At 74.5% G+C, this 16289-nt stretch carries 14 protein-coding genes; 7 read left to right on the top strand and 7 right to left on the bottom strand.

Translation table 11 applies throughout. The annotated features are described in order from the left end of the window. Positions 1-82: 82 nt before the first annotated feature. The 3 genes from WCD74_RS06265 to mftM are packed head-to-tail and all read left to right on the top strand — an operon-like array spanning position 83 to position 3855. A complete protein-coding gene (locus WCD74_RS06265; RefSeq protein WP_337693970.1) occupies positions 83-1342 on the top strand; it encodes an AAA family ATPase in 1260 nt (419 codons plus the stop codon). A gap of 33 nt (positions 1343-1375) precedes the next feature. Continuing rightward, positions 1376-2920 carry a VWA domain-containing protein gene (locus WCD74_RS06260; protein WP_337693969.1) on the top strand — a complete coding sequence of 515 codons (1545 nt, stop codon included), beginning with the start codon at positions 1376-1378 and terminating at the stop codon, positions 2918-2920. Next, positions 2917-3855: a mycofactocin oligosaccharide methyltransferase MftM gene (mftM, locus tag WCD74_RS06255; RefSeq protein WP_337693968.1), complete on the top strand. Its 939-nt coding sequence runs from the start codon at positions 2917-2919 to the stop codon at positions 3853-3855. The genes WCD74_RS06260 and mftM overlap by 4 nt, the downstream gene beginning before the upstream one ends. Before the next feature lie 22 nt (positions 3856-3877). Here the strand turns inward: mftM and WCD74_RS06250 are convergent, their stop codons facing one another. Then, positions 3878-5335, bottom strand: coding sequence for a nitric oxide synthase oxygenase (locus WCD74_RS06250; RefSeq protein WP_337693967.1), 1458 nt, complete (start codon positions 5333-5335; stop codon positions 3878-3880). Between the two features lie 514 nt (positions 5336-5849). On the opposite strand from WCD74_RS06250, the gene WCD74_RS06245 reads away from it, so the two are divergent. Together WCD74_RS06245 and WCD74_RS29935 are read left to right on the top strand one after the other, a co-directional pair. Next, positions 5850-6575: a hypothetical protein gene (locus WCD74_RS06245; protein WP_337693966.1), complete on the top strand. Its 726-nt coding sequence runs from the start codon at positions 5850-5852 to the stop codon at positions 6573-6575. Positions 6576-7654: 1079 nt separating this feature from the next. Further along, positions 7655-8758 (top strand): globin domain-containing protein, encoded by a 1104-nt coding sequence (locus tag WCD74_RS29935; protein ID WP_373696044.1) that lies wholly within the window; start codon positions 7655-7657, stop codon positions 8756-8758. Positions 8759-8806: 48 nt separating this feature from the next. Here the strand turns inward: WCD74_RS29935 and WCD74_RS06235 are convergent, their stop codons facing one another. Together WCD74_RS06235 and WCD74_RS06230 are read right to left on the bottom strand one after the other, a co-directional pair. Further along, positions 8807-9331 (bottom strand): OsmC family protein, encoded by a 525-nt coding sequence (locus tag WCD74_RS06235; protein ID WP_337693964.1) that lies wholly within the window; start codon positions 9329-9331, stop codon positions 8807-8809. Beyond that, positions 9276-10754, bottom strand: coding sequence for an MFS transporter (locus tag WCD74_RS06230; protein ID WP_337693963.1), 1479 nt, complete (start codon positions 10752-10754; stop codon positions 9276-9278). Before WCD74_RS06230 ends, WCD74_RS06235 begins: the two co-directional genes overlap by 56 nt. Positions 10755-10806: 52 nt before the next feature. On the opposite strand from WCD74_RS06230, the gene WCD74_RS06225 reads away from it, so the two are divergent. Continuing rightward, positions 10807-11304 carry a winged helix-turn-helix transcriptional regulator gene (locus tag WCD74_RS06225; RefSeq protein ID WP_337693962.1) on the top strand — a complete coding sequence of 166 codons (498 nt, stop codon included), beginning with the start codon at positions 10807-10809 and terminating at the stop codon, positions 11302-11304. A 9-nt stretch (positions 11305-11313) separates the two neighbouring features. On the opposite strand, the gene WCD74_RS06220 is transcribed toward WCD74_RS06225, so the two are convergent. Next, positions 11314-11793: a carboxymuconolactone decarboxylase family protein gene (locus WCD74_RS06220; RefSeq protein WP_337693961.1), complete on the bottom strand. Its 480-nt coding sequence runs from the start codon at positions 11791-11793 to the stop codon at positions 11314-11316. A 90-nt stretch (positions 11794-11883) separates the two neighbouring features. On the opposite strand from WCD74_RS06220, the gene WCD74_RS06215 reads away from it, so the two are divergent. Beyond that, positions 11884-12759 (top strand): sigma-70 family RNA polymerase sigma factor, encoded by an 876-nt coding sequence (locus WCD74_RS06215; RefSeq protein ID WP_337693960.1) that lies wholly within the window; start codon positions 11884-11886, stop codon positions 12757-12759. On the opposite strand, the gene WCD74_RS06210 is transcribed toward WCD74_RS06215, so the two are convergent. Genes WCD74_RS06210 through WCD74_RS06200 form a run of 3 tightly spaced genes read right to left on the bottom strand, consistent with a single transcriptional unit; the run spans position 12756 to position 16230 of the window. After that, positions 12756-13433 carry a MadR family response regulator transcription factor gene (locus tag WCD74_RS06210; RefSeq protein ID WP_018332359.1) on the bottom strand — a complete coding sequence of 226 codons (678 nt, stop codon included), beginning with the start codon at positions 13431-13433 and terminating at the stop codon, positions 12756-12758. The genes WCD74_RS06215 and WCD74_RS06210 overlap by 4 nt on opposite strands. Beyond that, positions 13430-14878, bottom strand: coding sequence for a MadS family sensor histidine kinase (locus WCD74_RS06205; RefSeq protein ID WP_337693959.1), 1449 nt, complete (start codon positions 14876-14878; stop codon positions 13430-13432). The genes WCD74_RS06210 and WCD74_RS06205 overlap by 4 nt, the downstream gene beginning before the upstream one ends. Positions 14879-14883: 5 nt before the next feature. After that, the gene (locus WCD74_RS06200; protein ID WP_337693958.1) at positions 14884-16230 is read right to left on the bottom strand and encodes an iron-containing alcohol dehydrogenase; all 1347 of its coding nucleotides are present in this window, start codon (positions 16228-16230) and stop codon (positions 14884-14886) included. Between the last annotated feature and the right edge of the window lie 59 nt (positions 16231-16289).

Genomic DNA, 16289 nt, shown 5'->3' with positions numbered 1-16289 from the left:
CGGTGCCCGGTGGGTCGGCCTGCGGCTGGCCCACCGGGCACCGGCGTGTTTACCTTCGATCGACCCGTAGGAAGGACCCCGCGTGACCAGCACGTCCGATCAGCCCACCACCGACGCGACCGCGACGTTCGAGTCGGTGGACGACGTCGTGGAGGCACTGGCCGCCCAGGGCTACATCGCCGACCGACGACTGGCCACGACCGTCTTCCTGCTCACGCGGCTGGAGAAGCCGCTCCTGCTCGAGGGCCCCGCCGGCGTCGGCAAGACCGAGCTGGCGAAGATGCTCGCCGTCGCGACCGGCCGCCGCTTCCTGCGCCTGCAGTGCTACGAGGGCCAGGACGAGACCAAGGCCCTCTACGAGTGGGACTACGGCAAGCAGCTCCTCTACACCCAGATCCTGCGGGAGAAGATCGGGCAGGTCGTCGAGGACGCCCCCGACATCCCCACCGCGGTGGACCGGATCGGCGCGCAGGATTCGGTGTTCTTCTCCGAGCGCTTCCTCGCGCCCCGCCCGCTGCTCGAGGCCATCCGGTCCGACGAGCCGGTCGTGCTGCTGATCGACGAGGTCGACCGCGCCGACGAGGCCCTCGAGGCCGTCCTGCTCGAGACCCTCGGCGAGTTCCAGATCTCGGTGCCCGAGGTCGGGACGTTCGCCGCGGAGAACGCGCCCTACGTGATCCTGACCAGCAACAACACGCGTGACCTCGCCGCCGCCCTCAAGCGGCGCTGCCTGCACCTGTTCCTGGACTACCCGACCGCCGAGCGCGAGCTGGAGATCGTGCGCTCGAAGGACACCGGGCTCCCCGAGGCCGCCGCCCGCGAGCTGGTCGAGGTGGTCCGCGGGCTGCGCGAGCTCGAGCTGCGCAAGGCGCCGTCGATCTCGGAGACCATCGACTGGGCCCGGACCCTCGCGGTGCTCGGCGTCGACGAGCTGAACTCGCAGATCCTCTCCGACACCGTGTCCGTCGTCGTGAAGTACGACAAGGACGTCCAGAAGGCCCTCGGCGCGCTCCCGAACCTCGTGGACCCGAACGCGGTGGTCGACGACGCCCACGGTCACGGGCACGGCCATGGACACGGCCATGGCCACGGGCACGACGACCACGGCACCAACGGCCACTCGCGCGGCCCGGCGGTCGTGCACGACGAGGAGGACGGTCCCGACGGCCGCGCGGTGCGGGCGGCGAAGGACGAGCCCGGCCGGCACGCCGGCGTGTACGGGGCCCCGGGTCGCGAGGCCCAGGAGGCGGCCCGCTCCGGGGACAACCCGACCCGGTCGCGCTCGGTGAGCTCCTCGCAGGGCAACCGGTCCTTCGGACTGGGCAAGAAGCGCGCCCTGTAGTCCCCCGGAGCAGCACGAGAGGAGGGCCCCGTCGTGGAGGCCACCATCCACCGCTTCGTCCGGCTCCTGCGCATCCGCAACGTCCGGATCTCCACCTCGGAGGTCCTGGACGCGATGCACTGCGCGAGGGAGCCCGGCGTCCTCGCCGACCGCCCGACGCTGAAGGCCGCGCTGCAGGTGTCGCTCGTCAAGGACATCCGCGACGAGGCGACGTTCGAGGAGATCTTCGACGCCTTCTTCGCGCTCGTGCGGATCGGCAAGGAGGACACCGGCCACGGCCACGGGCACGGCCACGAGGACCTCTCCGACGGCGGCGAGCTCGAGGACTTCACGCTCTCCGACGAGCCGGCCGAGACGCCCGAGCAGGGCCACGACCACGGCAAGCCGGTGGACATCAAGGAGTTCTTCGACCCGGAGGACATGGCCCAGCAGTTCAACCTGCACCAGGAGGCCAACAAGATCGACCTGGCGTCGATGACCGACGAGATCGTGTTCTCCAAGGACGGCGCGACCGACCAGACGAACACCACCGAGAAGGTCCAGATCGAGACCGACCGCCTGCACGGCGGCGGGCTGCCCGGCGACATCGCGACCTCGTCGGGCACGAAGGTCGACGCCGACCTCAACGTGGCCCAGCAGGAGGCCCTGCTGGGCTGGCTGCAGGGCGTCGAGGACGGCATCGACGACGAGGGCGACGAGACCGACGCGATGGCGCTGCGGCGCCGTCTGGCCGGGATGCTGGAGAACCTCCCCGAGGCGATCAAGCGGCACCTCGAGCGGCTGATGGAGCTCGAGCAGCGCATCGTCGACGGCGGGCACGCCGACGAGGAGGCGCACAAGGCCGAGGTCGACCGCGCGCAGGAGCACGAGCGCCAGCAGCTGGAGGACTCCCTGCGCCGGCTCGCGAAGACGCTGCACGGTGCCCTGACGCACCGTCGGCGCCAGTCCCCGCGCGGCCGTATCGACGCGGGCCGGACGATGCGGCGCAACATGCGCTTCGACGGCGTCCCGTTCACCCCGGTGACGGTGAGCCGCGCCGAGGACAAGCCCCGGCTGGTGATCCTGGCGGACGTGTCGCTGTCGGTGCGCGCCACCGCCCGCTTCACCCTGCACCTGGTCCACGGTCTGCAGGACATGTTCGGCCAGGTCCGCTCGTTCGCCTTCGTCGGCGACCTGATCGAGGTCACCGACCTGTTCAGCGACCACACCGTGGAGGACGCGCTCGGCCTCATCTTCGGCGGGGACCTGCTGGACGTGGACGCCAACTCCAACTACGGGCAGGCGTTCGGCGACTTCCTGGAGGACCACGCGTCGGCGGTCAACCGGCGGTCCACGGTGATCGTGCTCGGGGACGGCCGGGGCAACGGCAACGACCCGAACATCGAGGCCTTCGCCGAGATCGCCCGGCGGGCCCGCGAGACGATCTGGCTCACCCCGGAGCCGCGCTACTCGTGGGGCCTGGGGGCCTGCGACCTGCCGCAGTACGCCGAGTTCGTCGACCGCATCCGTGTCGTCCGCGACCTCACCGGGCTCTCCGAGGTCAGCCACGACATGGTGGCCGAGATGATCGGCCGGTGACGCTCACCCCCGCGGCGGGCTCGCTGCGGATCGACCCGCTGGCCCCGGGACACCCCGGACGCTGGGAGAACGGCCCGGTGGTGGTGTGTCACCTCGACCGGGCCGCCGTCCCGGTCCGCCTCGCCGAGGGGCGTGCCCCGGAGCTCGTGACGCCCCGGTTCGAGGTCCACCGCCTCGGCGACCGGCTGCTCGTGCTCCACCGGTTCCGGCCCGACGAGCTCGACGACGACGTGTCGACGGTGGTCGCGGACGAGCTGGGGGGCGTCGTCGACTCGGCACCGCTGTTCGAGCGGGTGGTGACGGGGATCGTGCGCTCCACCGTGCTGGACCCGCTGACGGCGTGGTCGACGTTCTACGCGAACTCCCTCGCGGTGCTGCGCCACCCCGGTCCGGGCGCCCGGCCCGGGGGGCTGCCCGAGGCGTCCCTGGCGGGCTTCGCGCCCGTCCACGCGCGGGCCCTCGACGAGGTGGTGGGGACGACGGTGGCCGACCTCGGGTCGTGCTTCGGGTTCCTGCCGCTGCTCATGGCCGAGCGGGGCCTGGACGTGGTCGCGACCGACCACACCGTCGGGACGATGACGCTGCTCGCGGCCGTCGCCCGGGCCGGGGTGGTGCCGCAGGCGGCGTCACGGGTGCGGACGCTCGCCTGCGACGCCCGGGCGGTCCCGCTGGCCGACGCCTCGGTGGACACCGTGACCGCGATCCACCTGCTCGAGCACCTGCCCGAGGAGGCGGCCGCCGTCGTCGTCGACGAGATGGTGCGCGTCGCCCGCCGCCGGATCGTGGTGGCCGTGCCCTACGAGGAGACCCCCGACCCCGTCTACGGCCACCTGCGCCGCTTCACCCCGGACGACCTCGTCGCCCTGGGCGAGCGCACCGGCCTGCGGTTCCGGGTGGACGAGCACCACGGCGGCTGGATGTGCGCGGAGAGGTGACTTCGTCTCGTGTGAGCGACGCTCACATCGGACAGCCCTGACCCCGCGCCGCCTGCTGCGGGTCCATCCGGAACATGGGGCCGGTGTCGGTCGGCTCGTCGTAGTAGCGGTGGAACACCGGGGTGAGCCCGCCCGAGATCGGCGGCACGATCCAGCTCCAGTCGACCGGGCACGTGCGCCCGGCCTGCTCCTCGCGCTCCAGGTGGCGCAGGAAGCGCTGCGACTCGCCGTGGTGGTCCGCCATCGACACGCCGGCGCCGTCGAACGAGTGCTGCACCGCCAGGGTGAGCTCCACCGCCGCGCGGTCGCGCCACATGGTGCGGTCGTTCGAGGTGTCGAGGCCCATCTTCTCGGCGACCTCGCGCAGCATGTCGTAGCGGTCGGCGTCGGCGAAGTTGCGCGCCCCGATCTCGGTGGCCATGTACCACCCGTTGAACGGTGCGGCCGGGTAGGAGACCCCGCCGACGTCCAGGCGCATGTTGCTGATCACGGGCAGCGCGTGCCAGCGCAGGCCCAGGTCCGCGAACCACGCGTGGTCGGGGTGGGCCACGTCGACCTCGAGCACCGACTCCGTCGGCACGTCGAAGAACTGCGGCCCCTTCTCGGCCCACTCGCCGCCGCCGGAGACGACCAGCGGGAGCACGTCGAAGCGGCCCATCGGGGAGGGCGGCACCCAGCCGAGCGAGCGGGCGTGGTCGGTGAACCCGACGTAGCGCGGGTCGCCCAGCACGCGCCCACCGGTGCGGTAGCCCGCGTAGCGGATGAGCTGTTCGTTCCAGATCCGCGGCCCGGGGGTGGTCGGGGTGTCCGGGGCGAAGATCGTCACCGTCGAGCGGATGCGGCCGCGGCGCGTCGCCGCGTCGAGGTGGCCGACGCACTCCGCGGCGACCTCGTCGGGCGCGACGACGTGCCGGCGGTCGCGCAGGTGCAGGCTGCGCCAGTACAGGCGACCGATGCAGCGCGCGGAGTTCCGCCAGGCGACGCGGGCGCCGAACGTGAGCTCGGCGGTGGTGTGGACGTAGGTGCCGGTGCGGGCGATCTCGTCGCGCACCGCGGCGATCCGGTCGGCCAGGGGGGTCGCCGGGGTCTCCGTGCCCTTGACCGTCGTCGCACCCGGTTCCTCGGACTCGGCGTGGAAGAGGCGGAGGAACTCCTCCGCCTCGTCCGGGTCGACCGCGGCGACGCCGGTGGTCCCGGCGGCGGGCGCACCCCACGACGTCGGCGTCGCGGCCGGGTCGGGCGCCTGCGGCACCGGGCGGGGCCGGGGACGGGGCCGGTCCACGACGACGGCCGGCGCACCGGCCGTCGGGGGTGCGGCGGCGAGCGGGGCCGTCGCGACGCCCGGATCGGCGACCCGGGCGGTGGGCACCGTGCCCGCGGGCTCGTCGGCGGGGGCGGGCGTCCCGCCCGCCGGTGTGGTCACCGCATCGGCGTCGGACGAGTTCCCGACGACGGCCATCGTGGCCATCCCGCGCGCCATGCCACCTCCGTGTGCTCCGAGGTCCTGCGTCCCGCCGCCATGTGCTCCGGCGACATCGTCGACAGACTGGTCAAACCGTCGTCGGTGACGACGTCCGAGCCGGACCCCCGCGCGCCCGGACACCATCCTGACCGAGGCTCCCGGTCGATGGATCTAGCCGTTCGGACTCACATCATCGGCGGTCCGGGTCCATCTGCTGGACCGTCCGGCCCAATTGACACCCGCCCGTCGCATCACACGATCGCCCCGCGGGCCGACCGCCCCTCCGGTGACCGATCCCGGCGAACCGGACGCGCGGGCGCGCGCACAGCCCCGGGACCTGTCACTCCGGCCCACTGTAGGGGGTCGCCCGTCGCTCCTCGGAGGGTGGGAGTTCCTCACCGTCCGTCACTCGTTGGTGCTCTCCGTGTCGGCCCGGCGCGACCGCGGGCCGGTCGCTCTGGCACGCTGATCGACGACCGGCAGTAGTCGTCGCGGGAACCGAGCGTGACGAGACCGACGGTGGGAGGCACGAGTGAGCCGAGCCGGACGGGGCCGCACCGGTGGTGCGGGTCCCTCGGGAGGCAGGCGTGGCGGCCGTACGCGCGCCGGCGACCTGCGCGAGCGCGCGGACGAGATGGCCGCGCTGCTCGACGAGGCCGCTCCACGCGCGCGCCGCCGTCGCCGCCGCAGCTCGACCGCCCTGCCCGCCGCGGTGGCGGCGTTCGGTGCGCTGAGCGTCGGCGGCGTGGGCCTGGCCCTCGGCCTCACGCCCACCGGCACCGAGGGACTCCTGCCCGCGGCGCCGTCGCCGGCCCTCGCCGACCCGGTCACCGAGCTGCCGACCACCTCGGCGGAGGGCGTGGCCACGACCACGGCCGACCTCGATCCCGCCGTCGCGGGCGCGGACCTCATCCGGCCCGACGACGGCCGGCTCGAGCGGGCCCCGGCCCGACCTGCCCCGACGACCGCCGAACGCCCCTCCTCGACGAGCTCGGCCGCGCCGACGACGACCACCCGGAGCCGCCCGACGACGACGCGGTCCACCACGCCGCGCCCGTCGAAGCCGCCCCGGCCCACGGTCACCCGCTCGGCCACCCCGCGCTCGAGCGCCACCCCGACCTCGTCGGCCTCGACCCGCCCGATCGCCGAGCGCTCGGCCCTGCCGGGGACGACCGCGCCCGAGGACGACGAGCCGACCACGACCGCCTCGACGACCGCGCCCGACACCCCGGACACGGCGGACGACACCGACGAGTAGGCCCCGGTCGGCGGGGAGAGCGGTCGGCTTCCCACGTCCAGTGACCGTCGCCGGGTGATCGGTCGCACGACCGTGGAGCGGGCGTCGCCGTTCACCGGCCGTGGCCGTACGCTGACCGCACGGTAGGCCACCCTCCACGATCGGGGGCGGACGCGGAGTAGCGTCGCGGCCTAGTGCCCACCGCAGGGGTGGCCCGGGCGGGGGGGCGAGCGAGTCATCGCGAGATGAGGAGTCGACCGGACGTGACCGCAGCGAGGAACAACGGTCCTGACGCGGGGCGTCACGGCCCCGCCGGACCGGCGGGTCCTCCCCGCGACGGCACGGCCGGGGAGTTCCCCGGGAACTGGGGCGCCGCAGCGCTCGACCGGTCGGCGGTGTCCGGCCGGGAACCGTTCGGCGCCGGACCATCCCGGTGGTCCGACCTCGGATCGTCGGGACGGGGATCCACACTGGGGTCCTACGACCCCGACGACGCCGTGTTCGACATCGCCGACGACCGGCGCGACGACGGGACGACGATGAGCCATCCCTCCGGCCGCGGGGCCGTGCCCCCGCCCCCGGCCCGCACCACCGCCTTCCCGCCGCCGTCCCTGCCGACGGCACGCTCGGAGTCGGGCCACCACGCCGAGAGCCGCTCCACCGGCGGCTACCGCGGTGATGGCTACGAGACCGGCGGCTACGAGACCGGCGGCTACGAGACCGGGGGCTACGCCTCCGGCGGCTACGGCTCCTCCGGGTACGAGACCGGCGGCCATGGCTCGTCCGGCTACGAGACCGGGGGCTACGGCTCCGGCGGTGGTGGCTACGAGACCGGGGGCTACGCCTCCGGCGGCTACGGCTCCGGCGGCTACCAGCCCGCCGACCACGCCTCGGGCTCGTACGGCTCGACCACCTACGGCTCCCCCGGCCACGACGCCGGCGGCTACGCCCCCGAGTACGCCCCCGAGTACGGCTCGGGCTACGGGTCGTACCGCGACGAGCCCGCCCGCACCACCGCCATGCCGGCCCACCAGGTCCCCGAGGGCGTCGGTCTCCCGACGCCGCGCGAGGCCGCCCCGGCCTCGAACGACGCGACGGACATGGTCGCGACCATCCGGGCGAGCTTCGAGGCCGTCGCGCACCGGACCGACGAGCTGACCCAGCTGTTCTACGGCTGGCTGTTCCGGATCGCCCCCGAGACCCGCGAGCTGTTCCCGGTCACGATGGAACTGCAGCGCACGCGCCTGCTCCGCGCGCTCATCCACGTCGTGCAGATGGTGGACCGGCCCGACGAGCTCAACGTGTTCCTGCGCCAGCTCGGCCGCGACCACCGCAAGTTCGGCGTCATCGGCGAGCACTACGACAAGGTCGGCGAGGCCCTGCTGGGTGCGCTGGGCGAGATCGCCGGGCCGGCATGGACCCGCGAGGTCGAGCAGGCCTGGGTCGGCGCCTACGGCGTCGTCTCGGCCTCGATGCGCGAGGCGGCGGACGCCGAGCGCGGGCCCGCCGTCTGGATGGCACGGGTCATGGAGCACCGCCGGGTCGCCCCCGACCTGGCGATCGTGCGGGTGCAGACCAGCCAGCCGGTCCCCTACCTCGCGGGACAGTACGTCTCCGTGGAGACCCCGCAGCGCCCGCGCATGTGGCGGTCCCTGACGCCCGCGAACGCGCCCGGCCCGGACTGCGTGATGGAGTTCCACGTCCACACGGTCCCGGGCGGCTGGGTGAGCCGGGCGATCGTGTCGCACGCCCGCGTCGGCGACGTGTGGCGCATCGGCCCGCCGATGGGCCAGATGACGCTGGACCCGCGCTCGCAGGCCGACCTGCTCATGGTCGCCGGCGGCACCGGCCTCGCCCCGGCCCGCGCCCTGATCGAGCAGCTCATGGTCGACGGCTCCGACCGGAAGGTCGCGCTGTTCGTCGGCGGGCGCACGTGGAGCTCGCTCTACGACATCGACACGCTGCGGCGGATGGCCCAGGACAACCCGTGGCTGACCGTCGTCCCGGTCGTCGAGGAGGACGGCCGCCGCTACGGCGCGGAGACCGGCACCCTCGGTGAGGTCGTGGCCCGGTACGGCGCGTGGGCGGACCGCCAGGTCGTGGTCGCGGGGTCACCGCCGATGGTGCGCTCCACGGTGTCGGCGATGCTCGACGCCGGGACACCGTTCCTGCAGATCCACTACGACCCCTACCACACGGACTGAGCCGCGCGACCCGTCGTCGGGAAGGCCCTTCCCGACGACGGGTACTGCTCAGGCCTGCGCGGCCTGGCGCTTGTCGAGGCTCAGCGACACCTCGGGCGAGCGGACGAGGGTCTGGTAGACCACGCAGTACCGCTCGGTGAGCTTGTGCAGCGTGGCGAGGGTGTCGTCGTCGGCGTCGGTGTCCAGGTCGAACGACAGCCGGATGTCCTTGAACCCCACGGGGGCGTCCTTCGCGACGCCGAGCGTGCCCCGGAAGTCCAGGTCGCCCTCCGCGTGGATGGTGCCGCCCCGGACCTCGACGCCCATCGACGTCGCGACCGCCCGCAGGGTGACCCCGGAGCAGGCGACGAGGGCCTCGAGGAGCATGTCGCCGGAGCAGAGCAGCTCCCCGGTGCCGCCGGTCGCGGGGTGCAGGCCGGCCTCGACCATCGCCTGCGCGGTCTGCACGCGGCAGGCGATCCCGGATCCGTCGAGGTCGCCGTCGGCCTTCAGGACGACGACGGCCGACTCCGGGTCGTCACGGTACTGCTGCTTCAGAGGGCCCTGGGTCTCGGCGAGCGCTGCCTTGTCCATGATTCGAGTCTGCCTGCTCGTCCCGGTGCCCGCGAGGGCGGCAGAGGAACACGGCGATCGCCCCGAGCAGCGAGAAGGTCCCGGCGACGAGCACCGCGTCGTCGAAGCCGCCCAGCAGCCCCGCGGGGCCGGGGGGCAGCCCGGGCCGGGTCGTGACGACCGCGACGACCGTCGTCCCGATCGCGGACCCGACGTAGCGGGCGGTGTTGTTGGCGCCGCTGCCCATGGCCGCGCGGCCCGCGGGCACGCTGGCGACCGCCTCCCGGCCGAACGCCGCGTTCAGCACCCCGGAGGCGACGCCGGCGACGAACAGCCCCGGGACGAACCGCCACACCGAAGAGTCCGGCGCCGCGCCGAGCAGCAGGGCCTGACCGGCCGCGACCACGAGCAGCGACACCGCCATCTGCAGCCGTCCGCTGATCGAAGTGGGCAGCCGGCGGGCGAGCAGCGAGGTGACCACGCTGGTCACCGACCAGGCCAGCAGCATCACCGCGGCGGTGAGCGCGGACGTGCGCAGCCCGCGCTCGGCCACGCTGAGCAGCACCGACGTGGTCGAGATGATCCCCATGCCGGTCGCCAGCGCCGCGAGCATCATCGCGAGGAAGCGGGGTGAGCGGAACAGCGCCGGATCGAGCATGGGGTCCCGGCGCCGCCGTTCGACCAGCAGCCACCCGCCGAGCACGAGCAGGCCGCCGACGACGAGGCCGACCGGCGCCGGACGGAACACCCCGGTGCGAGCCTCCACCAGGCCGGTGAGCAGGAGCGCGATCCCGACGGCGAGCAGGGCCACGCCGGGCAGGTCGAGCGGGCGGGGCGTCGCCGCCCGCGACTCCTCGACGCCCAGCCGCGCCGCCACGGCGAGCCCCACCGCGAGCACCGCCTCGATCCAGTACTCCGCGGTCCACCCCGCGAGCGCCTCGCTGCCGGTGGCGAGGAGCGGCCCGACCGCGATCCCCGCGCCGAGCGAGGCACCCCAGATGCCGCTGGCCCGGGGGGCGTGCGGCGTGCCGGCCGGGAAGGCGTGTCCGATCAGCCCCAGACTCGCGGCCACGAGGGCGGCGGCCCCGACCCCGGCGACGATCCGGCCGGCCACGAGCACCGCGGTCGAGGGCGCGACGGCGCACAGCACGGAGCCGACGGCGAGGACGACCGCACCCAGCACCAGCGCGCGGCGCCGCCCGAGGTCGTCGGCCACCGCGCCCGCGGGGAGCAGCGCGACCCCGAGCCCGATGCTCATCGAGCTGAGGATCCACGCCTGCCCCTCGGCGCCCGCCCCGAGGGCGGCCGCCGTCGCCGGCATGGTCGCGAGGGTGGACGTGAAGACCACGAGCGCGAGGAACGTCGCGGCGGAGGCGATGACGAGGGTGGCTCCGGACCCGGACGCGGAGCGCCGCGGAGCTGGACCGTCTGGCTGGGACCGCACGGTCCGGGACGCTAGCACGGCCCGGTTCGGTCATTGAACTAGACTGTCGGCCGTGCCTCTCGGACAGGGCTATCCCCGGCAGGACTGCGCGATCGCCCGCGCCCTGGAGCTCGTGGGCGACCGCTGGACCCTGCTCGTGCTCCGCGACTGCTTCTTCGGCGTGCACCGGTTCGCCGACCTCGTCGCCCGCCTCGACGTCCCGCGCGCCGTGCTCACCGACCGGCTCGCGCGCCTCGTGGAGGCCGGTCTGCTCGTCCCCGACGGCCGGTCCTACCGCGTGACCGAGGCCGCCTGGCCGCTGTGGCCCGCGCTGCGGGCGCTCGCCGCGTTCGGCGAGCAGGCGCAGGCGGAGTCCGGCGGGTCGGTGCGCCGGTTCGCCCACGCCGGGTGCGGCACGGACACCACCGCCGACGGGTGGTGCCCGACCTGCCGGATCGTGCCGCCGCCCCCCGACCTGGTGGTCCGCGCGGTCGGCGGGCCGGGCCGCCGGGACGACGCCGTCAGCGTCGCCCTCCGCGAGCCGCACCGCCTCCTCACGCCGCTGCCCTGATTCGGGGCGTCACCAGCCGGTGCCGGCGACCTGCCGGATCGGGGCGTTGCACCGGTTGAACAGGTTCACGACGGCGATCCACAGCAGCAGGGCCGCCCGGCCCGGCTCGTCGAACACGCGGGTCACCTCGGACCACAGCGCGTCCGGCACGGCGTCGCCGGCGTCGGCGAGGCGCGTGACGTGCTCCGCGAGCTCGAGCGCGACCCGCTCCTGGTCGGTGAACCACGGGGCCTCGCGCCAGACGCCGACCGTGGCGAGCCGCTCCTCGGACTCGCCCGCCGCCCGCGCGTCGCGGGCGCCGCCGTGGACGCACGAGGCGCAGCCGTTGATCAGGCTCACGCGGAGGTGGACGAGGGCCAGCAGCGGCTCGGGGAGGCCGCCGGACCGGACGGCGGCGACCAGCCCGCCGATCGCCTCCCCCACGCCGGGCAGCAGCGCGGCAGGATTCGCCATCCGGGCCTCGACGGTGACGGGAGAAGTGGTGGTCATGACGGCTCCTCGGTGTCGGATCGCCGGTCACATCGTGCGGTGCCGGTCGGTCATGGACGTGACCCCCGAGACGCGAAGGATGTGACAGCCATGAGCCGGCCCACCGATCTGGCCGACCGTTTCTCCGCCCACCGCCCCCACCTGCTGGCCGTGGCGGGCCGGCTGGTCGGGCCCGACGCCGCCCAGGACGCCGTGCAGGAGGCCTGGCTGCGGCTGGCCCGCCAGGAGGACCCGGACGCCATCGAGAACCTGGGCGGCTGGCTCACCACGGTGGTCGCGCGGATCGCGCTCAACCAGCTGCGGGCCCGCCGCCCCGAGGTCGAGGAGCCCGAGGACCTCCCGGACGAGGCCGACGACGCCGAGTCGCTCGTCGTCTCCGCCGACGCGGTCGGGCCGGCGCTGACGCTCGTCCTGGACCGGCTGGCGCCCGCCGAGCGACTGGCGTTCGTGCTGCACGACGTGTTCGGGCTGCCGTTCGAGGAGATCGCGCCCGTCGTGGACCGGTCGGTCGCCGCGACGCGCCAGCTCGCCAGCCGGGGGCGCCGCCGCGTGCGCGGGGACGCCCCGGCCGAGGGCCGTGCCTCCGCCGAGGTGGTGGCGGCGTTCCTCGCGGCGGCCCGCGACGGCGACTTCGGGGCCCTGCTGCAGCTGCTCGACCCGGAGGTGGTGCTGCGGGCCGACCCGGTGGCGGTGCGCGTGGCGACGGCCAACGTCGGTCGCGGGGCGCCGGCCCTCGCACCCGAGGTCACCGGGGCGGACGCGGTCGCCCGCGTCTTCGCCGGACGGGCACGGGCGGCGGTCCCGGTCCTCATCGACGGCCTCCCGGGCCTCGCCTACGCCACCCCGAGGCGGACCGTGTCGCTGTTCCGCTTCACGGTCGTCGACGGCGTCGTCACCGGGGTCGAGCTGGTCGGCGACCCGGCGACGATCGCCGCCACCGACGTCGTGTTCACCGGGGAGGTCTAGATCAGGCCCATCTTGGAGGCGGCGTAGACGGCCTCGGCGCGGCGGGAGACGTCCAGCTTGCGCATGAGGTTGCCGACGTGGAACTTCACCGTCGTCTCCGAGATGAACAGCTCCCGCCCGATGGTGCGGTTGCTCATCCCGCGCGCGAGCAGGCGCAGGACGTCGAGCTCGCGGCCGGTGAGCGTCTCGCCGTGCGGCTGCTGGCCGTTGAGCGAGCGCACGACCGCGGCCGCGGAGCGGGAGTCGAACGCCGACTCGCCGCGGGAGACCGCGCGGATGGCGGCGATCAGCTCGGTGGTGTCGACGTCCTTGACGACGTAGCCGCGGGCGCCGGCGTGCACGGCCTCGACCACCAGCCGGTCGTCGAGGAAGGTCGTCAGCACCAGGACCCCGACCCCCGGGTGGGCCTGGGTGAGCTGGCGGCACAGCTGCAGGCCCTCGGAGTCCGAGCTGGTGGAGAGCTTGAGGTCCAGCAGCACGATCGACGGCCGCTCGTGGGCGACGACGGCGAGCGCCTCGGCGGCGCTGGACGCCTCCCCGACGATCGCGAGCTGCGGTTCGCGCTCGAGCACCGAGCGCAGGCCCTGCCGGACGATCGCGTGGTCGTCGACGAGCACGATGCGGACCTCGCCGCGTCGGACCGCCGCGCGGGCGGGGATGCGGATGTCGGTCATGGCGTGCTCCCAGGGTCGGACGGTCCGTGGGCATCCTCGCCCGTGGAGGGGGTCGCCGTCCCCGTCGTTGTTGACGGTTCTGGTCCCCCGATCGGCAGCGGGACGCTCACCTGCACGCGGATCCCGCCCTGTCGGGCGCGCTGCACCGCCAGGGTGCCGCCGAACTCGCGGGCCCGCTCGGCCATGTTCGCCAGCCCGCGGTGCGAGCCGTCGATGTCGTTGGCCGCGGACACCCGCAGCGAGCGGCGGACGTGCTCGGGGTCGCCGCACCCGTCGTCGGCCACCGAGAGCACGAGCCGGTCCTTGCGGAACGAGAGCCGGACGACCGCGACGTTCGCCTGGGCGTGCACCGCCGCGTTGAACAACGCCTCCCCCGCGACGCGGAACAGCGAGCGCTCCGCCGCCGAGGGCAGCGACACCGGACGCCCCTCGATGCGCACCTCGACCCGGAGGTCCGAGGGCATGTGCACCGTCGAGAGCTCCTCTAGCATCGCCGGCAGCGTGCGGTGGCCGTGTTCGCCGGAGTGGTTGAGCGCGTAGATCGCGGACCGCAGCTGCTCGACGGCGCGGCGCGTGAGCTGCTTGGCGGTCTCGAGCCGCTCGCGCTGGCCCTCGTCGCGGATCTCCGAGCGCACGACCTCGATCTGCATGCCCGCCGAGAGCGCGTACTGGGTGACCGAGTCGTGCAGCTCGCGGGCGATGCGGTGGCGCTCGGAGTCGAGCACCTCGCGCTGGCGGGCGACGGTCAGGGCGTCGCGGGTGCGCTGGAGCTGCTCGTTGCGGGCGGCGAGGTCCTCCGCGTGCCGGCTGGCCTCGTCGTAGAGGCGCAGCGTGCGCTGGTGCAACGACGAGTTCTGCAGCGCGGCCGCGGTCTGGCTCGCGAGGACCCGCAGCACCGAGGCGTCCGTGGCGTCGATCCGGCGCTCCACCCCGGTCCACGCCACGATCTCGCCGACCACGGCCCCGTCGAGCCGGACCGGCACGTGCAGGTGGTGGGCGTCGTGGGGGTGGTGCGACCCCGCGCCGGGCCCCGGCTCGACGTCGGCGGCCTCGTCGTGCTCGCCGTGGCGCACCGCCTGCAGGTGCCGCAGGACGAACGGCGGCAGCTCGGACCCGGCGTCCTCCGTGTCGACGGGGACCTCGACGAGGTCCGGCCCCAGCACCAGGTGGCGCGGCGAGGCCTCGGGGAGGGCGCCGTCGGCGAGGGCGAAGACGACCCAGTGCGCGGTCAGGTGCTCCGAGGCCGCCTCGGCGACGGAGCGGACCAGCGTGCCCGGGCCCTCCGTGGTGCGCACCAGGGCCCGGCTGATGCGGTCGAGCGCGTGGATGACCCGGCGCAGGCGCTCGGCCGAGGCCAGGTACTCGACGTAGAAGGACGGCTTGCCCGAGCGGATCCCGGTGAGGAGGTCGAGATCCGGGGCGTCGGGGATGCGGTGCTCGGTCACGTGCCCTACAGGGCCTGCCGGAACAGCGCCTCGATGTCGTCGCGCGTCGCCTCGCGGGGGTTGGTCGACAGGCAGGCGTCGGCCATCGTCATCGTGGCCAGCTTCTCGACGTCGGCCTCGGTCACGCCGATCTCGGCCAGGCCCTTCGGGACGCCCAGCTCGTCGGCGAGCCGACGCACCTCCACGGCCGCCCACTCCGAGGCGTCCTCGGCCAGCGCCTGCGACCACCGTCCGCCGACGGCGTCGGGGAAGCCCAGGGCCTGGGCGATGGGGACGAAGCGGGCCGGGTCGGGCTCGGCGTTGAAGCGCACCACGTGCGGCAGCAGGATCCCGTTGATCACGCCGTGCGGCAGGTCCAGCAGGCCGCCGACCTGGTGGCTCATCGCGTGCGCGGCGCCGAGGATCGCGTTGGTGAACGCGAGGCCGGCCTCGAGGGCCGCCTGGGCCATGAACACCCGCGACTCCTGCTCGAGCGGGTGGTCCATCGTCCGCTCGAGATGCCCGCCGACCAGCGAGATCGCCTGCAGCGCGTGGTGGTCGGTCAGCGGGTTGTGGGCCCGGGAGACGTAGGCCTCGATGCCGTGGGTGAGCGCGTCGAGCCCGGTGGCGGCGTTCAGCCAGTCCGGCATCGTGGTGAGCAGCTGCGGGTCGACCACCGAGACGTCGGGGACGAGCGCCCGCCCCAGGATCGTGATCTTCGTGTTCCGCAGCGTGTCGGTGATGATGCAGAACTGGCTGACGTCGGCGCCGGTGCCCGACGTCGCGGGCACCATCACCATCGGCGGGATGGGGTTGACCATCCGGTCGACGCCCTCGAAGTCGGTGATCGCACCGCCGTTGCCCGCGAGCAGGGCGATCCCCTTGGCTGCGTCGATCACCGACCCACCGCCGACCGCGACGAGGACGTCGCAGCGCTCGGCGCGGTAGTGCTCGTGACCCGCGGCGATCTCGTGGTCCTTGGGGTTCGGGGTGACCCCGCTCCAGACCGACGGCCGCATGCCCGCGTCGCGCAGGTGCCGGCCCAGCTGCTGCGGCCACCCGGCCGCCAGGAGGCCCTCGTCGGTGACGAGGAGCGGCCGCCGCGCGCCCAGCCGGGCGGCGGCGTGGGCGGCCTCGGAGAGCGACCCGGACCCGAAGACGATCTCGGGGACGTGGAACTTCGCCAGGCGGGGCGGCTCGTGGCCGGACTGGACGTGGCCGCGGCCGGCCGAGTCACGGACGGGCGCCGGACGGGCGCCGGACGCCACCTCGGCCTCCGTCTCCGGGCCGGCCTGCCTCCGGCACACCACCAGAGACTCGCCCGCACGGGTCACGGAGTCGACGAGGACCACGCTGCCCCCTCCCACCGCCATCGGTTGCTCGGTGTAGGCCACGTTACAGACGGATGCGGCCGTTCGGCAGCCTCGGCGGA

Source organism: Actinomycetospora aurantiaca, from assembly GCF_037401875.1.
GTDB classification, from domain to species: domain Bacteria; phylum Actinomycetota; class Actinomycetes; order Mycobacteriales; family Pseudonocardiaceae; genus Actinomycetospora; species Actinomycetospora aurantiaca.
Note: the sequence above shows the minus strand (reverse complement) of the source record. Positions and strands in the feature narration are given on the sequence as shown.